Below are 23,905 nucleotides of genomic sequence, written 5' to 3' on the forward strand. Positions count from 1 at the left end.
GACTATTCCTCGCTGGCGACAAGCAACGGCGTCAGCGCATCCAACACTTGCTGCGGCTGAATATCGATCAAACTTTGGTGATACCCCTGTTCGGCATCGCCCTTACGCACCTTGTGGTAGCCGCTGATCAAGCGGATAACCCGCGCCTTGTCGGAGAGCGGCGGCGTGAAGTCGGGGCTGCTTGGGCCGTACAAGGCTATCAGCGGTTTGTTCAACGCTGCGGCAACGTGCATTAAACCGGAGTCGTTGCTGACCACCGCCCGGCAGGCCGCGATCAGGATCACCGCCTGCTCCAGCTGGGTTTTTCCGGCCAGATTAAGGCAGAAATCGCGCGCGTCGTCCTGCAACGCGGCGCGGATCTGTTCGCCGGCCTCATGGTCTTTTGCCGAACCGAACAGCGCGATTTGATAGCCGCTCTCGATCAGCCGTTGAGCCAGCGCCGCGTAGTGATAGTGCGGCCAGCGCTTGGCGGGGCCGAACTCCGCGCCTGGGCAGAAGCCGACGATCGGGCGGCTGTCGGTCAGGTTGAAAGCTGAGGTGGTTTCGGCGATCTCTTCGTCGCTCACCCGCAGCTGCGGCCACAGCAGCGGCTGCGGCAGATCGCCGGCGCGCTGAACGCGGCCTTTGTCATAGGCCAGCGCCACATAGCGCTGCACCATCAGCGGGAAAGCGGCCTTGTCGAGCACGCGCACGTCGTTCAGCAGGCCGTAGCGCATTTCGCCCCGCCAGCCGGTGCGTTGCGGGATATCGGCGAAGAAAGGCACCAGCGCGGATTTGAACGAGTTGGGCAGAACGTAAGCGCGATCGTAACGGTTGGCGCGCAGAGCGCGCCCCAGGCGGCGGCGTTCGCCGAGCCCCAGCGCGCCGTGGCCCAGCGGCATCGCCAGCGCCTGATTGACTTCCGGCATGCGCGCCAGCAACGGGCGGCACCAGGCCGGCGCCATCACATCGATCTCCGCCGACGGGTATTCGGCCTTCAGGGTGCGATAGAGACTTTGCGACATCATCATGTCGCCAACCCAAGAAGGGCCGATAACCAGTATTTTCATACCCAGCGTTAATTCCTTCAGCTTATGCGGTGCGGTTCAACCAGGCCATGTACTCTTTCACGCCTTCGGCGACCGTTTTGAACGGTGCGTCGTAGCCGGCAGCGCGCAGCTTGGTCAGATCGGCCTGGGTGTACGCCTGATAGCGGCCCTTCAGCTTCTCCGGGAACTCGATGTATTCCACCGCGCCTTGCTGATGGAAGTCCACCACCGCGTCAGCCACCGCCTGGAAGGTTTCCGCCCGGCCGGTGCCGCAGTTGAAGATGCCGGATTTGCCGGTTTCCCAGAACCACAGGTTGACCGCCGCCACGTCGCCGACGTAGATGAAGTCACGCTTGAAGTTTTCGCTGCCGGCGAACAGTTTCGGGTTTTCGCCGCGGTTGATCTGGGTGTTCAGGTGGAAGGCGACGCTGGCCATGCTGCCTTTGTGGCCTTCGCGCGGGCCGTAAACGTTGAAGTAGCGGAAGCCGCAGATCTGCGAGTCCGCTTCCGGCAGGATCTCACGCACGTACTGATCGAACAGGAATTTGGAATAGCCGTACACGTTGAGCGGCGCTTCATACTGACGCTCTTCGATAAACTCTTCGCGGCCGCCGTAAGTGGCGGCGGAGGAGGCATACAGGAACGGAATCTCGCGATCCAGGCAGTAGTGCAGCAGGTCTTTGGAGTACTGATAGTTGTTGTCCATCATGTACTTGCCGTCCCACTCGGTGGTCGCAGAGCAGGCGCCTTCGTGGAACACCGCTTCGATCTCGCCCAGATCGTCGCCGGCCACGATGCTGGCGATAAAGTCTTCTTTATCGATATAGTCGGCGATGTCCAGATCGACCAGGTTGACGAACTTGGTGCCGTCTTTCAGGTTGTCCACCACCAGGATATCGCGATATCCCTTGTCGTTCAGTGCCTTAATGATGTTGCTGCCGATCATGCCGGCGCCGCCAGTAACGATAATCATTGGGTTACCCCTGCTAAGCTGCCTGGTGGGGCACAATGCCCCACGCTCAATGGCGGTTATCATAGCATTTCATGCCGCGGCAAACAGCGGAAGGGCTCCGAATATCCCGCATTGCCATTGAAGTCCGCCGTTTGCCGTGATATCTGCTGCAATTTTAATATTCTCTCCCGCGCATTCTCGTCAGTTTGGTTACAAATCAGTAAAATATGCCGCAATTAGCCCAATCCTGGAGATAACCGAATGTCAGCGTCTTTTTATCAGCAGTTGGAACAACAGCTTGCCGCCACGCGCAGTGAAGGGCTGTTCAAGGAAGAACGCATCATTACCTCCGCGCAACAAGCGGACATCGCCGTCGCCGACGGCAGCCATGTGATCAACTTCTGCGCCAATAACTACCTGGGCCTGGCCAACCATCCGGCGCTGATCGCCGCCGCCAAATCGGGGATGGACAGCCACGGTTTCGGCATGGCGTCGGTGCGCTTCATCTGCGGCACCCAGGACAGCCACAAGCAGCTCGAACAGAAACTGGCGGCCTTTTTGGGCATGGAAGACGCGATCCTGTACTCCTCTTGCTTCGACGCCAACGGCGGGCTGTTCGAAACCCTGCTCGGTCCGGAAGACGCCATTATCTCCGATGCGTTGAACCATGCGTCGATCATCGACGGCGTGCGGCTGTGCAAGGCCAAGCGCTATCGCTACGCCAATAACGACATGGCCGAGCTGGCCGCGCAGCTGAAACAGGCCAAAGCCGACGGCGCGCGCCACATTCTGATCGCCACCGACGGCGTGTTCTCGATGGACGGCGTGATCGCCAACCTGAAAGGGGTTTGCGATCTGGCGGACGAGTATCAGGCGCTGGTGATGGTGGATGACTCCCACGCGGTGGGCTTTGTCGGCGCCAACGGGCGCGGCACCCATGAATACTGCGAAGTGATGGGCCGCGTCGATATCATTACCGGTACGTTAGGCAAGGCGCTGGGCGGCGCGTCCGGCGGCTACACCGCCGCCAAGAAAGAAGTGGTGGAGTGGCTGCGCCAGCGTTCGCGCCCGTACCTGTTCTCCAACTCGCTGGCGCCGGCGATCGTCGCCGCGTCGATCAAAGTGCTGGAACTGTTGGAAGAGGGCGATGCGCTGCGCGATCGCCTGTGGGCCAACGCGCGTCTGTTCCGCGAAAAAATGACCGCCGCCGGCTTCACCCTGGCCGGCGCCGATCACGCCATCATCCCGGTCATGCTGGGGGAGGCGAAGCTGGCGCAGGAATTCGCCAATGCGTTGCTCAAGGAAGGCATCTATGTGACCGGTTTCTTCTATCCGGTGGTGCCGAAAGGCCAGGCGCGCATCCGCACCCAGATGTCCGCCGACCACACCCCGGAGCAAATCGAACGCGCAGTGGCGGCGTTTACACGTATCGGTAAGGATCTTGGCGTTATTGCATAAGGTAAAACCATGAAAGCACTGTCAAAACTGAAAGCGGAAGAAGGGATTTGGATGACCGACGTGCCTCAGCCGGAGCTGGGCCACAACGACATCATGATTAAAATCCGCAAAACCGCGATCTGCGGCACCGATGTGCATATCTACAACTGGGACGAGTGGTCGCAAAAAACCATTCCGGTTCCGATGGTGGTCGGCCATGAATACGTGGGCGAAGTGGTGGCGATCGGTCAGGAAGTCAAAGGCTTCAGCATCGGCGATCGCGTGTCCGGCGAAGGCCACATCACCTGCGGCCACTGCCGCAACTGCCGCGGCGGCCGCACGCACCTGTGCCGCAACACCATCGGCGTGGGCGTGAACCGTCCGGGCAGCTTCGCGGAATATCTGGTGATCCCGGCGTTCAATGCCTTCAAGATCCCGGATAACATCTCCGACGAACTGGCTTCGATCTTCGATCCGTTCGGCAACGCGGTGCATACTGCGCTGTCGTTCGATCTGGTCGGGGAAGACGTGCTGGTGTCCGGCGCCGGCCCGATCGGCATCATGGCGGCGGCGGTTTGCAAGCACGTCGGCGCCCGTCATGTGGTGATCACCGACGTTAACGAATATCGTCTGGAACTGGCGCGCAAGATGGGCGTGACCCGCGCGGTGAACGTCAGCAAGGAAAACCTCAACGACGTGATGGCCGAGCTGGGCATGACCGAAGGATTCGACGTCGGTCTGGAAATGTCCGGCGCGCCGCCGGCGTTCCGCACGCTGCTGAACGCCATGAACCACGGCGGGCGCATCGCCATGCTGGGCATTCCGCCTTCGGATATGTCGATCGACTGGAACCAGGTGATTTTCAAAGGGCTGTTTATCAAAGGGATTTACGGCCGCGAAATGTTTGAGACCTGGTACAAGATGGCGGCGCTAATCCAGTCCGGTCTGGATTTGACCCCGATCATCACCCACCGTTTCTCGATCGACGAGTTCCAGCAGGGCTTCGACGCCATGCGCTCCGGCAAGTCGGGCAAAGTGGTGCTGAGCTGGGATTGATCTCGGCAGGCGTGAAAAGGGCCGGAATTCCGGCCCTTTTTTTATGCTTGCGGTTTGGTTTGCGTCCAGTGCTGCCAATGACGCTTGATGAAGGTCACCGGCGGCGAGGTGGCAATGCTGTCGGCGATAACGCCCAGCGCGGTGCCGGCGTTGGTTTTTTCCTTCGGCGGTTTGACCTTGCACTGTTTGATGCCGCCGCTGAACGGGTTCTTCGGCTGCGGTTTTTGCGGTTTGAACGGCGGCGGGACGTAGCTGCCGCCACCGTTGCCCTGCGGTTCGTTCAGCAGCGCGCTCGGTTTGACCAGCACGATATCGGCGGGCAGCGACGGCAGCATCTGCTGCAGCACTTTCACCGTTGCCGGGCGCGGGTGGCCGATGGCGATGGCGGAACCGTTGCGCCGCGCCAGTTCAACCGCGCGGTTGAACTGACGGCGGATATCGGCTTCGTTCGCGGTATCGTCGAGGAACACCTTGCGTTTGATCACCTTCACGCCGGTGCCGGCCGCGGCGCGGGTCGCCTGGCTGTTGCCGATGGTCATGCTGTCGAGGAAGTACAGACGGTAGCTTTCGAGCGCCTGCATCACTTTCTGCATGCCCGGCAGGCTGGAGGTCATGGCGCTGCCCATGTGGTTGTTCATGCCGACCGCGTAAGGCACGTTGTTCACCGCGTTGCGGATGATGCGCTGGATCTCGTCGCTGCTCATGGCGGGCTGCAGGGTATCGCGCTCCAGCGGCTGCTTGCTGAGCGGCGCCATCGGCATGTGGATCAGCACTTCGCGGCCCTGGCTGTGGGCGCGGGTGGCCATCAGGCGGGCGTGCGGCGCGTTGGGCAAGACTGCGACCGAGATCGCCGTCGGCATTTGCAGCACCGCGTTTTCTTCGTGGGGGCGGTAGCCCACGTCATCGATGACGATGGAGAGTTTTCCTGCCTGCGCAGCGTAAGCCTGCAGCAGACAGCCCATTAACAGAGCTGTACGGGTTTTGACATAGCGCAAATCTATCTTCCCAACCACGGCAGTGGGTTAACCGCCTGTCCCTGACGACGGATTTCGAAATAGAGCGACGGCGTTCCCTGGCCGCCGCTGGTGCCGACCAGAGCGATCGGCTGGCCGGCGCGCACCTGCGCCCCGACGTTGACCAACGCGCTTTGGTTATAGCCGTACACGCTCATGTCGCCTTTACCGTGTTCGACCACCACCATCAGGCCATAGCCTTGCAGCCAGTCGGCCAGCAGCACGCGGCCATCGGCGACGGCTTTCACTTCGCTGCCTTCGCGGGCTTCGATCACCATGCCTTTCCAGCGTAGCTCGCCCTGCTGCTGCTCGCCAAAGCCGTGCAGCGTGCGGCCGCGCACCGGCCACATCAGCTGGCCGGCCGGACGGCCGAGGCCGCCGGTTCGCGCCATCAGCGAGCGATCGGCTTCGCTAGGTTTGTAGGTGGTGCCGGTTTTCTTCGCCTGCTGTTCCTTGATGCGCACCTGTTCGCGCACCTTGGCCGCTTCGCGCGCTTCGCGTTCGGCGCGCGCGCGGGCTTCGCGCTCCGCCCGGGCGATCTTGTCGCGCATGCGGGCTTCGTTTTGGCGCAGTTCCACCAGGCGTTGTTGGTCTTTTTCCAGCGAGGCTTCCAGCGCGGTCAGCGTTTTCTTGCGGGCGCCGCGCGCCTGCTCCAGCTTCTGCTGCTGCGTTTGTTGTTCGCTCAGTAAGGATTTTTGCTGGCCCTGTTTGGCCACCAGCGTGGTTTTTTGCTTCGCCAGCTCGGCGCGGGTCTGTTTCAGCTCTTCGATGGTTTTCTGGCGCGCTTCGTTCAGATAACCGAAATAGGCCAGAATACGTTCGCTGCGCTGGCTTTCTTCACCGCTGAGGATCAGCTGCACGGCGCTGTGCTGCCCTTGCCGGAAGGCGGCGTCAAGCTGTTTGGCGAGGAGGTTTTGCTGGGTCGATTGCTGCTTTTGCAGCTTGGCGATCGAGGCGTTCAGGCCGGAAATGTCCTTGCCCAACTGGGTGAGCGTGCCCTGGGTGTCGCGCAACTGGCGGCTGGCCTGGGCGATGGTTTTTTCCTGCTGCCGCAGCTGATCCTGCAGCGAGCTGCGCTGCTGTTGCTGCTGCTTCACCGCTTTTTCTTTCTCGGCGATGCTCTGCTGAATGTCTTTCAGCTGGGATTTATTGTCTTCCGCCGCCTGGCCGGCGAGCGGCAACAGCAAGACGCCAGCGCAAAATACGCTGGCGCACATGGCGGTGAACGTCCTTGGCGCGGTGCGTTCAGGCAGCGGCCGGCTGCCTGCGTTTGCGCTTCGGGTTACCCTTGATAGTGCAAAAAACGCCTTCTCCCTCATGGAGAAGGATTATTCCACGATGAACAGCGGCTTACCAGTCATCTCTTGCGGGATTTCCATTCCCATGAGCGTTAACAGAGTTGGCGCGATGTCCGAAAGCTTGCCGCCTTCGACCGCCTGCGCCGGTTTGCCGACGTAAATCAGCGGCACCGGCAGGCTGGTGTGGGCGGTATGCGCCTGGCCGGTGGCCGGATCGCGCATCTGCTCGGCGTTGCCGTGATCGGCGGTGATCAGCAACTGACCGTCGACGTCGCGCACCGCGTCAACCACCTGGGCGATGCAGGCGTCCAGCGTTTCCACCGCTTTGACCGCCGCTTCATACACGCCGGTATGCCCCACCATGTCGCCGTTCGGGTAGTTGCAGATAATGGCGTCGTATTTGCCGCTGCGGATGGCGGTCAACAGTTTGTCGGTCAGTTCGGCGGCGCTCATCTCAGGCTGCAGATCGTAGGTGGCGACCTTCGGCGAATTGACCAGCACGCGGTCTTCCCCTTTGAACGGTGCTTCCACGCCGCCGTTATAGAAGAAGGTGACGTGGGCGTATTTTTCGGTTTCCGAGATGCGCAGCTGGGTTTTGTCGTGCTTCATCAGCCATTCGCCGAAGGTGTTGGCCAGCGACGCCGGCGGATAGGCGCAGGCGGTGTCGATGTCGGCGGCGTATTCGGTCAGCATCACGAAATCGCCGAACTGCACCTGTTTGGCGCGTGGGAAACCGTCGAAATCCGCGTTCACGAAGGCGCGGGTGATCTGGCGCGCGCGGTCAGCGCGGAAGTTCATGAAGATCAACGCATCGCCGTCCTGCATCGCGGCATCGGCCTCGCCGGCGGCGCGAATGACGGTCGGTTTGACGAACTCGTCGTTTTCACCGCGCTGGTAGGCGGCCTGCAAACCGGCTACCGCATCGTCGGCCACGTAGTCGCCTTTGGCCGCGGTCAACAGGTCATAGGCCAGCTGCACGCGATCCCAACGGTTGTCGCGATCCATGGCGTAGTAGCGCCCAATGAGTGAAGCGATGCGCCCGACGCCCAGCGTGGCGAAGGCCTCGCGGCAGCGCTGCAACGGGGCTTCGGCGCTGCGCGGCGGCGTGTCGCGTCCGTCGAGGAAGGCATGCAGATAGACGGCTTTGGCGCCGCGCCGGGCGGCCAGTTTAATCATGGCCAGGATGTGCTCGTCGTGGCTGTGCACGCCGCCCGGCGACAGCAGGCCCATGATATGCACCGCTTTGCCGGCCGCCACGGCCTTATCGACGGCGGCGGTCAGGACCGGATTGGCGAAGAAGTCGCCGTCGGCGATCGCTTTGTCCAGCCGGGTCAGATCCTGGTATACGATGCGCCCGGCGCCCAGGTTGACGTGGCCGACTTCGGAGTTGCCCATTTGGCCGTCGGGCAGGCCGACATCCAGCCCTGAAGCGGCGATCAGCGTATGCGGCTGCTCCCGCCACAGGCGATCCATCACCGGGGTGCCGGCGTTCAGGATCGCGTTGTCCTGCCGCTCTTCACGGTGGCCGTAACCGTCCAGGATCACCAGTACCATCGGTTTTTTGTTGCTCGACATTGCATTGACCTCTTATGAACTTTTTAAGCTGCGAATAGCCATGCGCCCGCCGGAAGCATGGCTGTTCGCCCTCGAAAAACCGGCTGATTTTACACCGCCGCCGGCGATAAATAGCCCAAAGAGATCAAGGTTGCGGCGAATCGCGCGGGCTTTTATGCTCTGACCTCGGGAATTTCTCAGCGCAGCCCGCAGTTTCTACAATCGCGCTTGCTTATTGGCTGTATTTGCCGCACTCGGCAGGTATACTCTGGAACCTTGACTTATTTATCCCTTAACTGACGGGAGTTGTTACACCCCATGCTGCAAGAAATTATGCCATTCGTAAGCAGACACCCTATTCTGAGCCTGGCTTGGATCGCTCTGCTGGTCGCCGTGATCGTCATGACCTTCAAAAGCCGTTTCTCCAAGGTCAAAGAGATCGCTCGCGGTGAAGCTATCCGCCTGATCAACAAAGAAGATGCCGTGGTGGTTGACACCCGCAGCCGCGACGATTTTCGCCGTGGTCACCTGGCCAGCGCCATCAACCTGACCGCCAGCGAAATCAAAAGCGGCAGCCTGGGCGAGCTGGAAAAACACAAAGCGCAGCCGATCATCGTCGTGTGCGCCAACGGCACCGCCTCCCGCGAACCGGCGGAGAACCTGAGCAAGGCCGGTTTTGAAAAGGTGACGATGCTGAAAGACGGCATCGCCGGCTGGAGCGGAGAAAACCTGCCGCTGGTGCGCGGCAAGTAACCGTTAAACCTATTTGAGGTGGCAATCCATGGCTAACATTGATATCTACACCAAAGCGACTTGCCCGTTCTGCCATCGCGCCAAGGCGCTGTTGAACAGCAAGGGCGCGGCGTTTAACGAGATCGCCATCGACGGCGATAACGCCAAGCGCGAAGTGATGATCGAGCGCAGCGGGCGCACCACCGTGCCGCAGATTTTCATCGACGGCCGGCATATCGGCGGCTGTGATGATTTATATGAACTCGATGCTCGCGGCGGCCTGGATCCGCTGCTTTAAGCAGCTTGCCGGTTCACCGAGTGTCAATAAGGACGTTTAACCAAGGGTATTACTCACATGTCAGAACAAAACAGCACTGAAATGGCTTTCCAGATCCAACGTATTTATACCAAGGACATCTCCTTCGAAGCGCCGAACGCGCCGCAGGTTTTCCAGCAGGAATGGCAGCCGGAAGTTAAACTTGATCTGGATACCGCGTCCAGCCAACTGGCTGACGAAGTGTATGAAGTGGTACTGCGCGTAACCGTGACGGCGACCCTGGGCGAAGAGACGGCGTTCCTGTGCGAAGTGCAACAGGCGGGCATCTTCTCGGTAGCAGGCATCGAAGGCACGCAGCTGGCGCATTGCCTGGGCGCATACTGCCCGAACATCCTGTTCCCGTATGCGCGCGAGTGCATCACCAGCCTGGTTTCCCGCGGCACATTCCCGCAGCTGAACCTGGCACCGGTCAACTTTGACGCGCTGTTCATGAACTATCTGCAGCAGCAGGCGGAAGGCGAAGGTGCCGCACCACATCAGGATGCCTGATGAACACCGTCAATGCTTCAATGACTGTCATCGGTGCCGGCTCGTACGGCACCGCATTGGCCATCACGCTGGCGCGTAACGGCCACACCGTGGTGTTGTGGGGGCATAACCCCGCGCAAATTCAAACGTTGCAGCGCGATCGCTGCAATCAGGCATTTCTGCCCGACGTTCCTTTCCCCGATACCCTGCTGCTTGAAGCCGATTTGGCGCGTGCGCTGGCTGCCAGCCGCGACGTGCTGGTGGTGGTGCCGAGCCATGTGTTCGGCGACGTGTTGCGCCAGCTGAAGCCGCATCTGCGCCCTGACGCCCGCATCGTGTGGGCCACCAAGGGGCTGGAGGCTGAAACCGGCCGGTTGCTGCAGGACGTGGCGCGTGAGGCGTTGGGCGAGGCGATCCCGCTGGCGGTGCTCTCCGGGCCGACGTTCGCCAAAGAGCTGGCCGCCGGCCTGCCGACGGCGATTGCGCTGGCGGCGACCGATGCGCAGTTCGCCGACGATCTGCAACAGCTGCTGCACTGCGGCAAGAGCTTCCGCGTCTACAGCAATCCCGACTTCATTGGCGTTCAGCTTGGCGGCGCGGTGAAGAACGTGATCGCCATCGGCGCCGGCATGTCCGACGGCATCGGTTTCGGCGCCAACGCCCGCACCGCGTTGATTACGCGCGGGCTGGCGGAAATGAGCCGTCTGGGTTCTGCGCTGGGCGCCGACCCTTCGACGTTCATGGGCATGGCGGGGCTGGGGGATCTGGTGCTAACCTGCACGGACAACCAGTCGCGTAACCGCCGCTTCGGCATTATGCTGGGGCAGGGCAAAGGCGTGCAGGAAGCGCAGGACAGCATCGGTCAGGTGGTCGAGGGCTATCGCAATACCAAAGAGGTGTTGGCGTTGGCGCAGCGGCACGGCGTGGAAATGCCGATCACCGAACAGATCTATCAGGTGCTTTACTGCCACAAGGACGCCCGCGAAGCGGCGCTGAGCCTGCTGGGGCGAGCCCGAAAGGACGAAAAGCCCAGCGCGTGACATAAAACGATATGTCGGGGCAGCGGAATGCTGACCCCGCAAATGACCTGGGCCGCTCCGCGCCACTGTGTGAAGCGGCCCGTTTGGCAAGGCAAAGGGGTATGTGATGTCGTCAGAAGAGTTGGAACAGGTCTGGAACAGCATTAAATCAGAAGCGCGAGCACTGGCTGATTGTGAACCGATGCTGGCCAGCTTTTTCCATGCGACGTTGCTCAAGCATGAGAACCTGGGCAGCGCGCTCAGCTATATGTTGGCCAACAAGCTGGCGACGCCGATCATGCCCGCCATCGCGGTGCGCGAGGTGGTGGAAGAGGCCTACAAGTCCGACAATCAGATGATCGTTTCGGCGGCGCGCGATATTCTCGCGGTGCGGCTGCGCGATCCGGCGGTCGATAAATACTCCACGCCGCTGCTTTACCTGAAAGGGTTCCACGCGCTGCAGGCTTACCGCATCGGCCACTGGCTGTGGCAGCAAGGGCGGCAAGCGCTGGCGATCTACCTGCAAAATCAAATTTCCGTCGCCTTCGGCGTAGACATCCACCCGGCGGCGACCATCGGCTGCGGCATCATGCTCGACCACGCCACCGGCATCGTGATTGGTGAAACGGCGGTGGTGGAAAACAACGTTTCTATTCTGCAGTCGGTCACCCTGGGCGGTACCGGTAAAACCAGCGGCGACCGTCACCCGAAAATTCGCGAAGGGGTGATGATTGGCGCCGGCGCCAAAATTCTCGGCAATATCGAAGTGGGCAAGGGCGCCAAGATTGGCGCAGGCTCGGTGGTCTTGCAGGCGGTGCCGCCGCACACCACCGCCGCCGGCGTACCGGCGCGTATCGTCGGGCGCCCGGAGAGCGATACGCCGTCGATGGATATGGATCAATACTTCAACGGCACCAACCACGGATTCGAGTACGGCGACGGCATCTAAGCCGTGCCTGCGGGGCCATTCAGGGGGAGCTTCGGCTCCCCCTGTGTTTTTCAAGCGGCGGTCAGCCCTGTTTCGGGAACTGGGTGATATCGGTAACGATATCGTCGATCGCCGCCTTGACGTCATCCGCCGTGACCGGCGTGCTGTCGTTGTTGACGGTTTTACCGTAGGCCTTGCGCACCACTTCCATCACCGTTTTACCGGTATCCTGGTCGATCAACTCGCCTTCGATATACAGCGCGGTATTTTGCGTCCGGTGCCCGGTAGCCGCCATGGTGCTGGCTACCACCGCAGCGACCGGCACCACCTCATAGAACTTCATGTCTTCGTTTTCGGCCGAAACGGCGGTGATGGCGAGTTTGGCCACCAGCACGCGCGAGCCCGCCGGGCTTGGCAGAATGGTAAAGCGGTTCTGCAGCGCGGTTTTGATCCGCTGGGTCGCGTAGGCCTTAATCTTGTTCAACGTGTCCTGGCTGACGCGCGCCGTGGGTTTCTCCGCCGGGAAATAGACCACCGGTTGGAAATAGATGCCGCGATAGTTGGATTCCTTGTAACTCGGATCTACCCAGCGCAGCGTTTTATGACCGCTGGGCGAGGTGGTTTCCTGCAGTTTGCTGTAATCGGACAAGAAGCCCGAATATTGCGACGTTTGGGTGACTTTGGACGAACAGCCCGCCAGCAACAGGCCCGCTGCCAGAACGGCCATGGCAACGCTCAAGCGTTGTTTTTTCATGTGGTTTCCTATGATGAGTGGTGATTACCCTTACAAAACATAGCGCATTATCTGCGGCGTAGCGGGCATTTTCGGGGCCGGGCGTGCCCTGTCGCGGCCTTTTTTCAGGATCGTGATGCGCCGCCGGTTTTTGTCGCCAGCGCCGGTGATAAGGCGGCGAGTGAGGCATCCGCTCTGGCCCGCGTCAGGCGTAGCTCAGCTTGCCACTGTGGCAACAATGGCCAGAGATCCGCCTGATGTTCGGCTTGCAGGCACCAAACCTCCCGATCGTGCCAATCACCGAGGGCATTTTGCGCCGCTTTCAGGCTCTCTATCGCGGCGGGAGAAAGGGAAAGGCGTTGCGGGTAGGCTTCGGCCGCGTAACGCAGGCGTTTAACCAGCAGCCGCAGACGGTGGCGATCGTAGCCGGTATCAGCCAACGCTCGGCGCAATTGCCGCTGCTGGCGCTGCAGGCGTCGGTTCACACGGTGTTTGGCGGCGCGTTGCGCGGTGCGGCGAAAGCGGTGCGGCCAGGCGTGCAATAGCGAAGGGAAGCTGATGAGCTGCGGGTTGGCGAGCAGTTGGCGGCAGCGGGCCTGAAAATCGCTCTGGCGCACGTTGGCCTGCCAATCCAGATGATGGTGCGCCAGTTCAGCGATCAGCACCTCGAGATCGCGCAGCGGCGTCGTGAGCCTGCCCAACTGGGCGGCGGCCCGATCGAGCCGCGTTGCGCCGGGGCAACCGTGCAACGGGCGCAGCAGGCTGCGGATACGGCGCAGACTGACGCGCAAATCGTGCAGCGCTTCGCTGTCCGGCGCCTGTTGCAGCCGCTGTAGCGCCTCGTTCAGCGCCGACTCGAGCCGGCGAAGCGGGGTGACAATATCCTCGACGAAAGCCATGTGCCGTTCCTGGAGAGAGCATCGCAACGATGCCTCCTTCAGTATGGCGCGTCGTTGCGGATTACGCCTTGATCAGCGCGCCGGCATAGTCCAGCTGCCGCCAGGCTTCATAAACCACCACCGCGACGGCATTCGACAGGTTCATGCTGCGGCTTTGCGCCTGCATCGGGATGCGGATTTTTTGCTGCGCGGGCAGCGCATCGAGGATGTCGGCGGGCAACCCGCGCGTTTCCGGGCCGAACAGCAGGTAGTCGCCGGCCTGATAGCTGACGGCGCTGTGCGCCGGCGTGCCTTTGGTCGTGAGAGCAAACAGCCGTTGCGGATCCTCGGCGGCGAGAAAAGCGGCGTAGTCGGCATGACGGTGGACGCGGGTGAACTCATGGTAATCCAGCCCGGCGCGGCGCAGACGCTTGTCGTCCCACGGAAAACCCAGCGGTTCGATCAGATGCAGATTAAAGCCGGTATTGGCGCACAGGCGGATGATATTGCCGGTATTGGGTGGAATCTCGGGTTCAAATAAAACGATGTTCAGCATGTTGCAGGCCCCTCGTGAACGAGGGGCGCAGGATAGCAAACTCTTACTGTTCTGTCTTAGACGATAGGCGTTGATGATGCAGCGGCAGCCACAGCACCAGCCGCAGACCGCCAAGCGGGCTGTCTTCGGCCTTCACCCAGCCGCGATGCTGATTGACCGCCGCCTCGACGATCGCCAGACCAAGGCCGGTGCCGCCGGACTCACGGTCGCGCGCCTCATCGGTGCGGTAGAACGGGCGGAAAATCTGCTCGCGATCTTCGGCGCTGACGCCGGGGCCGTCGTCGTCAACCTGGATGGTCACGCCCTGATTGTCGGCGCTGAACGCCACGGCGATGCGGGTGTGCGAATAACGCAGGGCGTTTCGCACGATGTTTTCCAACGCGCTGTCCAGCGCGCTCGCGTTGCCGAACAGCGTCCACGGACCGGGCGGCGCAGCGATCTCCAGCTGCTTGCCCATCTGTTCCGCTTCGAAACGGGCGTTGTCCAGCACGTCGGCCCACAGTTCGTTGGCCTTCAGCTGCTCGCGCGCCAGCTCGCCCTTCTGCTGCCCGCGCGACAGCGCCAGCAGATCGTTGATCATCGAATCCAGCCGCTGCGCTTCGGTTTCGATGCGCGCCAGTTCGTGGCCTTCGCCGTGGCGGCGGCGCATCAGCGCGGTGGCCAACTGCAGGCGAGTCAGCGGCGTGCGCAGCTCGTGCGAGATGTCCGAGATCAGCCGCTGCTGCGCGTTCATCATGCGCTCCAGCGCGCTGACCATTTGGTTGAAGCTGGCACCGGTAGCCAGGAACTCCTGCGGACCGGCCTCCAGCTCCGGATGCTGCTTCAGGTTGCCGCGCGCCACGTCATCGGCGGCGTTCTTCAGCTTGCGCGCCGGCTTCGCCAGGCTCCAGGCCAGCCACAGCAGCAGCGGGGCGCTGATCAGCATGGTGACGATCAGCAGCAGCAGCGGCCGGTCGAACATCAGGTTGATGAAATCGGATTGCGGGCTGTTGGCGGGACGGATCAGGTACAGCTGGTAGTTGTCTTCGCCGTCGCGCACCGCGAACGGCCCGACCAGCTCGACGCGGCCGTATTTTTTCTTCTTCGGATGATCCGAGTTATCGGATTGGCCGATGAAGTTGCGGACTATCTGCATTTCGTTGCGCTGCGCGCCGATCACCCGGCCTTCGCTGGTGACCAGCAGCAGGCGTTGGCCCGGCGGTGCCCATTTGTCGATGGCGCGGAACAGGCGGCGCCACCACATCAGATCGTTGGCCGGATCGTTTTGCAGCTCGGCCTCGACGTGCTGTTCCAGCATCAACCCCTGCCGCTGCTCGCTGTCGAGCAGCGAGGTCATTTGGCGGGAGTCGAGCTTGGGCACCATCAGCACCAGCATTAGCACCAGGGCTAACGTGAACCAGAAAATGGCGAAGATGCGTGCCGTCAAACTGTTGATCATGTTGCAGATACCATCAAATAACCACGCCCGCGCAGGGTTTTGAACCACGGATGCCCGTCTTTGCGATCCGGCAGCTTACGCCGCAGGTTGGAGATGTGCATGTCGATAGCGCGATCGAACGGAGTCAGGCGTTTGCCCAGCACTTCCTGGCTCAGCAGTTCGCGCGACACCACCTGGCCGAGATGCTGCGCCAGCAGATACAGCAGGGTGAACTCGGTGCCGGTCAGATCCAGCACCTGGCCGTCGAAGCTGGCCTCCTGGCGGCCGGGGTTCAGCTGCAGGCCATCGACATCCAGCGTCGGGGCGCCGCTGTCGACCTGTTGCTGCTGTTCGCTCCAGTTAGAACGGCGCAGAATGGCGCGAATGCGCGCGACCAGCTCGCGATCGTTGAAGGGTTTCGGCAGGTAATCATCGGCGCCCAGCTCCAGGCCCAGCACGCGGTCCAGCTCGCTGCCGCGCGCGGTCAGCATGATGACCGGCGTTTGGTGATGTTGGCGCAGTTCTTTCAGCGTATCGATGCCGTTTTTCTTCGGCATCATGATGTCGAGCAGCAGCAGATCGACGGAGCTGTCCAGCAGCGACAACGCCTGCTCGCCATCGTGCGCGACGACGATATTAAAACCTTCCATTTCAAGCAGTTCTTTTAACAGCGAGGTCAACTCGCGGTCGTCGTCAACTAACAGAATCTTGTTCATTATGATTTACCTCCAGACGCAAAATACGTCATCAACTGTTGCCATTCCATGACTTTACGTAGTTTTACATGCACTGACGCAGGTTTTCAGGTGTGGCGGTACACTGCTCCTCGTTGATTCGCAAAGTGAGAAAGCTTGAGGAGTTGAAATGCGTAAGGTGACCGCATTAGTTATGGCATCACTGCTGGCAATTGGTTCGACCGCTGCCTTCGCTGCCGACACTATACCGGACACAGCCCAACCTCCCGGCAACGACGCGATGACCCGAATACCCGGCCAGCACCATATGTTCGACGGTGTCAGCCTCAGCGAACAGCAGCGCCAGCAAATGCGCGATTTGATGCGCCAGGCCCGGCACGATCTGCCTGGTGTCAATGTAGCTGAAATGGAAGCCATGCATAAACTGGTGACCGCAGAGAAATTTGACGAAGCCGCCGTGTACGCCCAGGCGGAAAAGATGGCCCAACAGCAGGTCAAGCGCCAGGTCGAAATGGCCCGGGTGCGCAACCAAATGTATAACCTGCTGACGCCAGAGCAAAAAAGTGTTTTAGACCAGAAACATCAGCAGCGCATGCAGCAGATGGAGCAACAAATTTCTGGTTTGCAGCAAGCTTCTGCCCAGAAGTGAAGTACGACTGAGTAGTCCCCTGTTTTTCCTTGCCATAGACACCATCCCTGTCTTCCCCGCCATGATGGCGGGGTTTTTTTTATCCGACATTTCGCTATATTGAGCGCCACACCTTTTGGCCGGGGCCCCTTATGGAACAGCGCTATGCACGCCTGGTAAAGTCCGCCGCGTTGGCCGCAACCGCGCTGGCGTCGCCGCTGCTGTTGATCAAAATCGTCGCCTGGTACCACACCGGTTCGGTCAGCCTGTTGGCGGCGCTGGTGGATTCGTTGGTCGATATCGCCGCCTCGCTGACCAACCTTCTGGTGGTGCGCTATTCGCTACAGCCGGCCGATGCCGAGCACACCTTCGGCCACGGTAAAGCGGAATCGCTGGCGGCGCTGGCGCAGAGCATGTTTATTTCCGGCTCCGCCCTGTTTTTGTTCCTCACCGGCTTCCAGCACTTGTATGCGCCGCAAACGCTGCGCGATCCCGGCGTCGGGGTCGTGGTGACGGTGATCGCGTTGGTCAGCACGCTGATTCTGGTCACCTATCAACGCTGGGTGGTCAGAAAAACGCGCAGTCAGGCCGTACGCGCAGATATGCTGCATTATCAGTCAGATGTCATGATGAATGGTGCTATTCTTATCGCTCTTGGGCTAAGCTGGTACGGCTTCCAACGGGCGGATGCGTTGTTCGCGCTGGGCATCGGCGTTTACATCCTCTATAGCGCGTTGCGCATGGGCTATGAAGCGGTGCAGTCGCTGTTGGATCGGGCGTTGCCGGATGACGAGCGCCAGGCGATTATCGCCGTGGTTTCCTCCTGGCCCGGCGTGAAAGGCGCACACGATCTGCGCACGCGTCAGTCGGGGCCGACGCGTTTCATCCAGCTGCATCTGGAGATGGAGGACACGCTGCCGCTGCGCGAGGCGCACCGGTTGGCCGATCAGGTGGAACAAGCCCTGCGGCAACGTTTTGCAGGGGCGGACGTCATCATTCACCTGGATCCGTGCTCCGTGGTGCCGCCGGGTAGGCAGGGGCATTGGGAGCTATAATCATATAGAGGCATAGCGCAACGTATTATCATGAATATCTGAGTTAGCTCAGCGTGCCATGCGGTGTTTTAACCGTTATATTGCGTGACTTGAATCAATTCAGCTGGGTGTTTTTGATATAATATCCAGCAATAAGCCGTAAAGCTGGTTTTCTGCAGCCGGAGAGGTTTCAAGACGATCGGCGGAGACAGAATTCTTAAGAAATTGCATCTACACAGTTCAGAGGTAGTCATGATCAAGAAAATCGGTGTACTGACGAGCGGCGGTGATTCGCCGGGTATGAACGCTGCAATCCGCGGCGTTGTGCGTTCTGCGCTTTCAGAAGGTCTGGAAGTTTTTGGTATTTACGATGGCTACCTTGGCTTGTACGAAGATCGCATGGAGCAGCTGGACCGCTATAGCGTGTCCGACATGATCAATCGCGGCGGCACCTTCCTCGGCTCTGCCCGCTTCCCGGAATTCAGGGATGAAAACGTGCGCGCCAAGGCGATTGAAAACCTGAAGAATCGCGGTATCGACGCGCTGGTGGTGATCGGCGGCGACGGTTCCTACATGGGCGCCAAACGCCTGACGGAAGAAGGCTTCCCGTGCATCGGCCTGCCAGGCACCATCGATAACGATGTCGCCGGTACCGACTACACCATCGGTTACTTCACCGCGCTGGAAACCGTGGTGGAAGCGATCGACCGCCTGCGCGATACCTCCTCGTCGCACCAGCGCATCTCTATCGTGGAAGTGATGGGCCGTTACTGCGGCGATCTGACGCTGGCGGCGGCGATTGCCGGCGGCTGCGAATTCATCGTGCTGCCTGAAATCGAATTCAATCGCGAAGATCTGGTGTGCGAAATCAAGGCCGGTATCGCCAAGGGCAAAAAGCACGCCATCGTAGCGATCACCGAGCACATCTGCGACATCGATGAGTTGGCGCGCCACATCGAGCAGGAAACCAAGCGTGAAACCCGCGCTACCGTGCTGGGCCACATTCAACGCGGCGGTTCACCGGTCGCCTATGACCGCATCCTGGCCTCGCGCATGGGCGCCTACGCCATCGAACTGCTGCTGCAGGGTTACGGCGGCCGCTGCGTCGGTATCCAGAACGAAAAGATGGTGCATCACGACATCATCGACGCGATCGAAAACATGAAGCGTCCGTTCAAGGGCGACTGGCTGGAAACGGCGAAAAAGCTGTACTGATTCGCCGCTCACCGCGCGCCGAAAGCCTCCGCTTGCGGGGGCTTTTTTATGCTCGCCGGTGACATATTCCAGAATCATCTAGCCCAAAATTTTTTATTCTTTAATTGCCGGGAAAGTTTCTGGCAGGCTCTGATGCTAAATCAACCGATTGAGGTTGCGTTAATTTTCTGGGAGAGCCTGTCGATGCGTAAATGGGGTGTAGGTCTGACATTGGTGCTGTTGGCGTCCGGCGCCATGGCGAAGGATATTCAGTTGCTGAACGTGTCATACGATCCGACGCGTGAGTTCTATCAGGCTTACAACACGGCATTCAGCAAGCACTACCAGGCGGAAACCGGCGACAAGGTGACGGTGCGTCAGTCGCACGGCGGCTCCGGCAAACAGGCGACTTCGGTGATCAACGGCATCGAGGCCGACGTGGTGACGCTGGCGTTGGCCTATGACGTCGACGCCATCGCCGAACGCGGGCGCATTGAGAAAGACTGGATAAAACGCCTGCCGGACAACTCGGCGCCTTACACGTCGACCATCGTCTTCCTGGTGCGCAAAGGCAACCCGAAACAAATTCATGACTGGCCTGACTTGATCAAGCCGGGCGTGTCGGTGATCACCCCGAATCCGAAAACCTCCGGCGGCGCCCGCTGGAACTACCTCGCCGCCTGGGGCTACGCGTTGCATCACAACAACAACGATAAGGCCAAGGCGCAGGCGTTCGTCAAAGACCTGTACAAGAACGTAGAAGTGCTGGATTCCGGCGCGCGCGGCTCGACCAACACCTTCGTTGAGCGCGGCATCGGCGACGTGCTGATCGCCTGGGAAAACGAAGCGCTGCTGGCGGAGAAAGAGCTGGGCAAAGACAAGTTCGAGATAATCACCCCGAGCGAATCGATTCTGGCCGAACCGACGGTGTCGGTGGTGGATAAGGTGGTCGATAAACGCGGCACCCGCGACGTGGCGACCGCCTACCTGAAGTATCTGTATTCGCCGGAAGGGCAGACTATCGCGGCGCAGCACTATTATCGCCCGCGCGATGCGGCGGTGGCGGCCAAGTTCGCCGGCCAGTTCCCGCAGCTGAAGCTGTTCACCGTGGATGACACCTTCGGCGGTTGGACCGAAGCGCAGAAGGTGCATTTCGCCACCGGCGGCGTCTTCGACGAGATAAGCAAACGCTGATCCCGTTCGAGCGGCAATAAAAAACCCCGGCAAGCCGGGGTTTTTTTATGACAAGCCTAAGACAATCAGGCTTTTTTCGCTGCGGCAGCGGCCTTGACGATCACGGCGAAAGCGTCGGCTTTCAGCGAGGCGCCGCCCACCAGCGCGCCGTCGATATCCGGCTGGGAGAACAGCTCTGCGGCGTTCTTGTCGTTCACCGAACCGCCGTACTGGATGATGATTTCAGCGGCGACCGCGGCATCGTGTTTGGCGATGTGATCGCGGATAAATTTGTGCACGGCCTGCGCTTGCGCAGGGGTGGCGGATTTGCCGGTACCGATGGCCCAGACCGGCTCATAGGCGATCACGGTGCCTTTCATCGCCGGTGCGCCCAGCGTTTTCAGTACGGCGTCGATCTGGCGCGCGCACACTTCTTCGGTTTTGCCCGCTGCGTTTTCCGCTTCGGTTTCACCGATGCACAGCACCGGGATCAGACCGGCTTCTTTCAGCACGGCGAATTTCTCGGCGATCACTTCGTCGCTTTCTTTGTGGTAGGTGCGACGCTCGGAGTGGCCGATGATGATGTACTGAGCGCCGACGTCTTTCAGCATGTTGGCGGAAACTTCACCGGTGAAGGCGCCGGACAGGTTAACGTCCACGTTCTGCGCGCCCAGCGCGATGCGGCTGCCGGCCAGCGCGTGCTTGGCCTGATCCAGATACATCACCGGCGGGGCGATGGCGACGCCACAGCCGTCAACGCTGCTCAGCTCACTGCGCAGACCGGCGATCAGTTCGTTGACCATGTGGGTGCTGCCGTTAAGCTTCCAGTTACCCATAACTAATGGATGACGCATGTTTTTTCCTCCAACTAGGGAACGCGAGAGTCGAAATGACAACTGCCGGACCGGCAGTTTACCTGCCCAACAGTATAGAGATCATTAAGCGCGAAGGCTTTGCTTTTCGTCATTAAATGCCGCGCCGTTACGGCTCGGAAAGCGCCAGCTTAATCGGTTCAACCGCGAAGGTGACCCCTTTATCGCCGTTGTCCGAGACGACATAGCGAATGGCGCCGACCTGCTGTTGGTAAAAACGCGATCCTTTGCCTTTTTCCAGCAGGCTGTTCACCTTGTTCTGACTCTGTTCCACCGTCAGCGCCGGTTCGAACTGACGCATCAGCGCCGCCATGTAGTTGATGGCGATGGTGCGCGCGGCTTTTTCTTCATTGGCCTGCTGCAGCGGCAGATGTGTGATCTGCAACGTTTTGATTTTACCGGTACCTTTCTCCAGTGCGGTGGAGGCGTACAGGTTTTCGTTGAGTTTACTGGCGGCGCGTGTCAGCAGCGGCGAATCGTCTTCGGCGGCGGGAATGGCGCGGAATTCGCCAATCGGCAGCTTCGGGTTATCGCGGTTGTACTTTTCACGGAATTTAATCACCGTCAGGTCGAACGTCGGCGCGCCGGCCAGCAGGTAAGGCGCGGTCGGTTTCGCTTCGGCGGCGGGCGGTTCGGCCCAGGCGCTGGCGGCGGCCTGCAGCAGGCAGGCGATGGCGAGGGTTTTTCTCAGCATGGCGTATGGCATCAAGGACAAAGATGGCTCCGATTAAAGCGATAACCCGCAGGCCTTGTCAAAGATCCCACGCCATTATCGGTTCGCTGACGAGAAAGCTGTGCGGCGCGCCGCGTTATGCGAGGCGGAAAACTCGGCCCGGCAGCGCCTATGTTACACTGCGGCGCAGAATATGGGCAGGCTTAGAGCGCAGGAATCGATGACGTTACAACAGTGGTGTTTTTCTTTTAAGGGCCGCATCGGGCGGCGCGACTTCTGGATCTGGATGGGGCTGTGGCTGGTGCTGATGGCGGCGGCGTTTACGCTGGCCAACTATCAGCTGATCGCCATCCAATCCATCGCTTTCTTTATCGTGGCGCTGCTGTGGCCGACGGCGGCGGTGCTGGTCAAGCGCCTGCACGATCGCAACAAGGCCGGCTGGTGGGCGCTGCTGCTGATCCTGGCGTGGATGCTGGCGGCGGGGAACTGGCAGATGCTGGCACCGATCTGGCAATGGGGCGTCGGGCGTTTCATTCCGACGCTGATTATCGTGATGATGATGATCGATTTGGGCGCCTTCGTCGGCACGCCGGGAGACAATCGGTTCGGCCCGGAAGCCGAACCGGTGAAGTTCCGCTGATCCCCGCCGGGTTACCAGTAGTGTTCGCTGGTGATATGGCCCGGCTTGCGGCGCAGGTGCTTGCGCATCTGGCGTTGGTCTTTCAGCGTTTGCTGCGTATCTCGCACCATTTGCGGGTTGCCGCACAGCATCACGTGGCTGGTTTCGGCGTCGATGGTCAAGCCGATCGCCGCTTCCAGTCGGCCGTCCTCGATCAGCGCCGGCACGCGGCCGGTCAGTGAGCCGGGCGTCTCTTCACGGCTGACGACGGTCTGGATGCGCAGCTTGCCGTTGTAGCGTTGCTGCAGTTGCTGCATCAGCGGCAGGTAGCTCAGGTCGCGCGCAAAACGCGCGGCGTGCACCAGCACCAGGTTGTTAAAGCGCTCGAGGCCGGTGCCTTGCTGCAGAATCGATAAATAGGGGCCAATGGCGGTGCCGGTCGCCAGCATCCACAGAGTGTCGCAGTCGGGCACCTCGTCCAGCACGAAGAAGCCGGCGGCTTCTTTGGTCACCATCAGGTCCGATCCCGGCCGCAGCTGATTGAGGCGTGGGCTCAGTTTGCCTTCCGGCACCGTGACCAGATAGAACTCCAGGTTGGCGTCATCGGGGGCATTGACGTAGGAGTAGGCGCGCTGCACCCGTTCACCGTCGATCTCCAGCGCCAGCTTGGCGAATTGCCCGGCGGTGAAAGGATCGATGGGGGCATTGACCACCAGGCTGAACAGCCCGTCGGTCCATTGTTTTACCTGCGTAACCTTGCCGTTTACCCATTCAGCCATACTCTAAAGCTCCCGTGGTCGAATCAAATAAGCACAATGTCGTGAGCCGGAAATGGCGTGCGCGGTGCGCTCTACCCGGTAGTCGTTGCCGAACAGCCGGTGAAACAGCTGCAGCTCGGAATTGCACAGGCTGCTGCAGTTGGAACCGGCCACGCCGATCGGACAGTGGTTTTCCACCAGCAGCGCACCGTGCGGATGATCGAGCAATTCGGCCATGTAACCGTCGTGTTGCCGCAGGCGAACCAGGCGGGTTAGCCGATCCTGATGGCTGCGCTCGGCGGACAGCTCTTCGGCATAGCGCAGATAAAGCTGCTCTTCGCGCGCGATGAGCAACGGTTCCACGCCGGCGCCGCCAAACAGCTGCAGCGCGGATTCCCGCAGTCGCTCCTGATCGTCGGCCGTGTAGGCGTGCCCCCGCTCGGTCAGCGACCAGTAGCGCGTCGGGCGGCCGACCTTGCTGCGCGCTTCTTCGTAACAAACCAGCTCACGTTTTTCCAGGGATTGCAGATGTTGTCGGATGCCCATCGGCGTGATGTCCAGACGCTCCGCCAGCATTTTGGCGGAGTGCGGGCCGAGAGCCTTTAACTGCAATAAAATCAGCTCAGGTGTTTTCATGAACCAAATCCCTATGGTGTTATTTTATTTCAAGTTGATGAAAATAATTATCGATTAAATGCTAAAGCGCAGCTACTGCAAACGCGCTAATTTTTACCCCCAAAGCGTTAGACGTACAGTTTAATTTACGAGCCTGGTCGGGTTTGCTGCCAGTGTGACCTGGATCAATATTTGTCTGAAACTCGCTAAAAAAATCAGATTTGATTAGCTTATGCCG

At 60.4% G+C, this 23,905-nt stretch carries 26 protein-coding genes; 12 read left to right on the forward strand and 14 right to left on the reverse strand.

Annotation, left to right across the window (positions count from 1 at the left end; genetic code table 11):
• Positions 1-2 precede the first annotated feature (2 nt).
• Entirely contained in the window at positions 3-1,049 is a 1,047-nt protein-coding gene (rfaF, locus tag ACJ8IP_RS23325; protein ID WP_099784775.1) for an ADP-heptose--LPS heptosyltransferase RfaF, read from the reverse strand.
• Positions 1,050-1,071: 22 nt separating this feature from the next.
• On the reverse strand, positions 1,072-2,001 hold the full coding sequence (rfaD, locus tag ACJ8IP_RS23330; RefSeq protein WP_033645196.1) for an ADP-glyceromanno-heptose 6-epimerase: 930 nt from the start codon (positions 1,999-2,001) through the stop codon (positions 1,072-1,074).
• 240 nt (positions 2,002-2,241) lie between these two features.
• On the opposite strand from rfaD, the gene kbl reads away from it, so the two are divergent.
• Both kbl and tdh read left to right on the forward strand, forming a co-directional pair.
• Positions 2,242-3,438 (forward strand): glycine C-acetyltransferase, encoded by a 1,197-nt coding sequence (gene kbl / locus ACJ8IP_RS23335; RefSeq protein ID WP_033645197.1) that lies wholly within the window; start codon positions 2,242-2,244, stop codon positions 3,436-3,438.
• Between the two features lie 9 nt (positions 3,439-3,447).
• Complete coding sequence (gene tdh, locus ACJ8IP_RS23340; protein WP_033645198.1) at positions 3,448-4,473, forward strand: L-threonine 3-dehydrogenase; 1,026 nt, start codon at positions 3,448-3,450, stop codon at positions 4,471-4,473.
• Positions 4,474-4,514: 41 nt separating this feature from the next.
• Here tdh and ACJ8IP_RS23345 read toward each other — a convergent pair whose 3' ends face one another.
• From ACJ8IP_RS23345 to gpmM, 3 genes are read right to left on the reverse strand one after another with little or no spacing between them, the layout of a single operon-like run.
• Entirely contained in the window at positions 4,515-5,468 is a 954-nt protein-coding gene (locus ACJ8IP_RS23345) for a divergent polysaccharide deacetylase family protein (protein WP_164107321.1), read from the reverse strand.
• A gap of 2 nt (positions 5,469-5,470) precedes the next feature.
• Positions 5,471-6,805, reverse strand: a complete 1,335-nt coding sequence (gene envC / locus ACJ8IP_RS23350) for a murein hydrolase activator EnvC (RefSeq protein WP_028128084.1) — start codon at positions 6,803-6,805, stop codon at positions 5,471-5,473.
• A gap of 9 nt (positions 6,806-6,814) precedes the next feature.
• A complete protein-coding gene (gene gpmM / locus ACJ8IP_RS23355) occupies positions 6,815-8,359 on the reverse strand; it encodes a 2,3-bisphosphoglycerate-independent phosphoglycerate mutase (protein ID WP_033645200.1) in 1,545 nt (514 codons plus the stop codon).
• A gap of 297 nt (positions 8,360-8,656) precedes the next feature.
• Here gpmM and ACJ8IP_RS23360 point away from each other — a divergent pair, with 297 nt between their 5' ends.
• The 5 genes from ACJ8IP_RS23360 to cysE all read left to right on the forward strand — a co-directional run bounded on the left by ACJ8IP_RS23360 (position 8,657) and on the right by cysE (position 11,843).
• Positions 8,657-9,091, forward strand: a complete 435-nt coding sequence (locus tag ACJ8IP_RS23360; RefSeq protein WP_033645201.1) for a rhodanese-like domain-containing protein — start codon at positions 8,657-8,659, stop codon at positions 9,089-9,091.
• A 28-nt stretch (positions 9,092-9,119) separates the two neighbouring features.
• Complete coding sequence (grxC, locus tag ACJ8IP_RS23365) at positions 9,120-9,368, forward strand: glutaredoxin 3 (protein WP_004931142.1); 249 nt, start codon at positions 9,120-9,122, stop codon at positions 9,366-9,368.
• A gap of 57 nt (positions 9,369-9,425) precedes the next feature.
• The gene (gene secB / locus ACJ8IP_RS23370) at positions 9,426-9,896 is read left to right on the forward strand and encodes a protein-export chaperone SecB (RefSeq protein WP_004931139.1); all 471 of its coding nucleotides are present in this window, start codon (positions 9,426-9,428) and stop codon (positions 9,894-9,896) included.
• Positions 9,896-10,915: an NAD(P)H-dependent glycerol-3-phosphate dehydrogenase gene (gpsA, locus tag ACJ8IP_RS23375; protein WP_033645202.1), complete on the forward strand. Its 1,020-nt coding sequence runs from the start codon at positions 9,896-9,898 to the stop codon at positions 10,913-10,915. The genes secB and gpsA overlap by 1 nt, the downstream gene beginning before the upstream one ends.
• Positions 10,916-11,021: 106 nt before the next feature.
• On the forward strand, positions 11,022-11,843 hold the full coding sequence (gene cysE, locus ACJ8IP_RS23380) for a serine O-acetyltransferase (protein WP_025304676.1): 822 nt from the start codon (positions 11,022-11,024) through the stop codon (positions 11,841-11,843).
• A 61-nt stretch (positions 11,844-11,904) separates the two neighbouring features.
• Here cysE and ACJ8IP_RS23385 read toward each other — a convergent pair whose 3' ends face one another.
• From ACJ8IP_RS23385 to cpxR, 5 genes are all read right to left on the reverse strand, one after another.
• Positions 11,905-12,576 (reverse strand): DUF3313 domain-containing protein, encoded by a 672-nt coding sequence (locus ACJ8IP_RS23385; RefSeq protein WP_033645203.1) that lies wholly within the window; start codon positions 12,574-12,576, stop codon positions 11,905-11,907.
• 104 nt (positions 12,577-12,680) lie between these two features.
• The gene (locus ACJ8IP_RS23390) at positions 12,681-13,454 is read right to left on the reverse strand and encodes a CHAD domain-containing protein (protein ID WP_164107322.1); all 774 of its coding nucleotides are present in this window, start codon (positions 13,452-13,454) and stop codon (positions 12,681-12,683) included.
• A 61-nt stretch (positions 13,455-13,515) separates the two neighbouring features.
• Complete coding sequence (gene trmL / locus ACJ8IP_RS23395) at positions 13,516-13,989, reverse strand: tRNA (uridine(34)/cytosine(34)/5-carboxymethylaminomethyluridine(34)-2'-O)-methyltransferase TrmL (RefSeq protein WP_033645205.1); 474 nt, start codon at positions 13,987-13,989, stop codon at positions 13,516-13,518.
• A 43-nt stretch (positions 13,990-14,032) separates the two neighbouring features.
• Positions 14,033-15,427: an envelope stress sensor histidine kinase CpxA gene (gene cpxA, locus ACJ8IP_RS23400; RefSeq protein ID WP_015379421.1), complete on the reverse strand. Its 1,395-nt coding sequence runs from the start codon at positions 15,425-15,427 to the stop codon at positions 14,033-14,035.
• A complete protein-coding gene (gene cpxR, locus ACJ8IP_RS23405) occupies positions 15,424-16,122 on the reverse strand; it encodes an envelope stress response regulator transcription factor CpxR (protein WP_004931124.1) in 699 nt (232 codons plus the stop codon). The genes cpxA and cpxR overlap by 4 nt, the downstream gene beginning before the upstream one ends.
• Before the next feature lie 148 nt (positions 16,123-16,270).
• Here cpxR and cpxP point away from each other — a divergent pair, with 148 nt between their 5' ends.
• The 4 genes from cpxP to ACJ8IP_RS23425 all read left to right on the forward strand — a co-directional run bounded on the left by cpxP (position 16,271) and on the right by ACJ8IP_RS23425 (position 20,151).
• The gene (cpxP, locus tag ACJ8IP_RS23410) at positions 16,271-16,750 is read left to right on the forward strand and encodes a cell-envelope stress modulator CpxP (protein WP_004931122.1); all 480 of its coding nucleotides are present in this window, start codon (positions 16,271-16,273) and stop codon (positions 16,748-16,750) included.
• Between the two features lie 131 nt (positions 16,751-16,881).
• On the forward strand, positions 16,882-17,784 hold the full coding sequence (fieF, locus tag ACJ8IP_RS23415; protein ID WP_442524532.1) for a CDF family cation-efflux transporter FieF: 903 nt from the start codon (positions 16,882-16,884) through the stop codon (positions 17,782-17,784).
• A gap of 231 nt (positions 17,785-18,015) precedes the next feature.
• Positions 18,016-18,978: a 6-phosphofructokinase gene (gene pfkA / locus ACJ8IP_RS23420; protein ID WP_004931116.1), complete on the forward strand. Its 963-nt coding sequence runs from the start codon at positions 18,016-18,018 to the stop codon at positions 18,976-18,978.
• Positions 18,979-19,161: 183 nt separating this feature from the next.
• Positions 19,162-20,151 carry a sulfate ABC transporter substrate-binding protein gene (locus ACJ8IP_RS23425; protein ID WP_033645235.1) on the forward strand — a complete coding sequence of 330 codons (990 nt, stop codon included), beginning with the start codon at positions 19,162-19,164 and terminating at the stop codon, positions 20,149-20,151.
• Positions 20,152-20,216: 65 nt separating this feature from the next.
• On the opposite strand, the gene tpiA is transcribed toward ACJ8IP_RS23425, so the two are convergent.
• Both tpiA and ACJ8IP_RS23435 read right to left on the reverse strand, forming a co-directional pair.
• Positions 20,217-20,984 carry a triose-phosphate isomerase gene (gene tpiA, locus ACJ8IP_RS23430; RefSeq protein ID WP_033652212.1) on the reverse strand — a complete coding sequence of 256 codons (768 nt, stop codon included), beginning with the start codon at positions 20,982-20,984 and terminating at the stop codon, positions 20,217-20,219.
• A 127-nt stretch (positions 20,985-21,111) separates the two neighbouring features.
• On the reverse strand, positions 21,112-21,696 hold the full coding sequence (locus ACJ8IP_RS23435; RefSeq protein ID WP_033652211.1) for a DUF1454 family protein: 585 nt from the start codon (positions 21,694-21,696) through the stop codon (positions 21,112-21,114).
• Between the two features lie 199 nt (positions 21,697-21,895).
• Between ACJ8IP_RS23435 and ACJ8IP_RS23440 the strand changes: the two genes are divergently transcribed.
• Complete coding sequence (locus ACJ8IP_RS23440; protein WP_016929710.1) at positions 21,896-22,315, forward strand: DUF805 domain-containing protein; 420 nt, start codon at positions 21,896-21,898, stop codon at positions 22,313-22,315.
• 11 nt (positions 22,316-22,326) lie between these two features.
• On the opposite strand, the gene fpr is transcribed toward ACJ8IP_RS23440, so the two are convergent.
• Both fpr and ACJ8IP_RS23450 read right to left on the reverse strand, forming a co-directional pair.
• Complete coding sequence (gene fpr / locus ACJ8IP_RS23445) at positions 22,327-23,073, reverse strand: ferredoxin--NADP(+) reductase (RefSeq protein ID WP_089192410.1); 747 nt, start codon at positions 23,071-23,073, stop codon at positions 22,327-22,329.
• A gap of 3 nt (positions 23,074-23,076) precedes the next feature.
• Entirely contained in the window at positions 23,077-23,688 is a 612-nt protein-coding gene (locus tag ACJ8IP_RS23450; RefSeq protein ID WP_033631328.1) for a helix-turn-helix transcriptional regulator, read from the reverse strand.
• Positions 23,689-23,905: the final 217 nt, after the last annotated feature.

The organism is Serratia sp. CY52157 (genome assembly GCF_052168495.1).
Lineage (GTDB): Bacteria > Pseudomonadota > Gammaproteobacteria > Enterobacterales > Enterobacteriaceae > Serratia > Serratia ureilytica.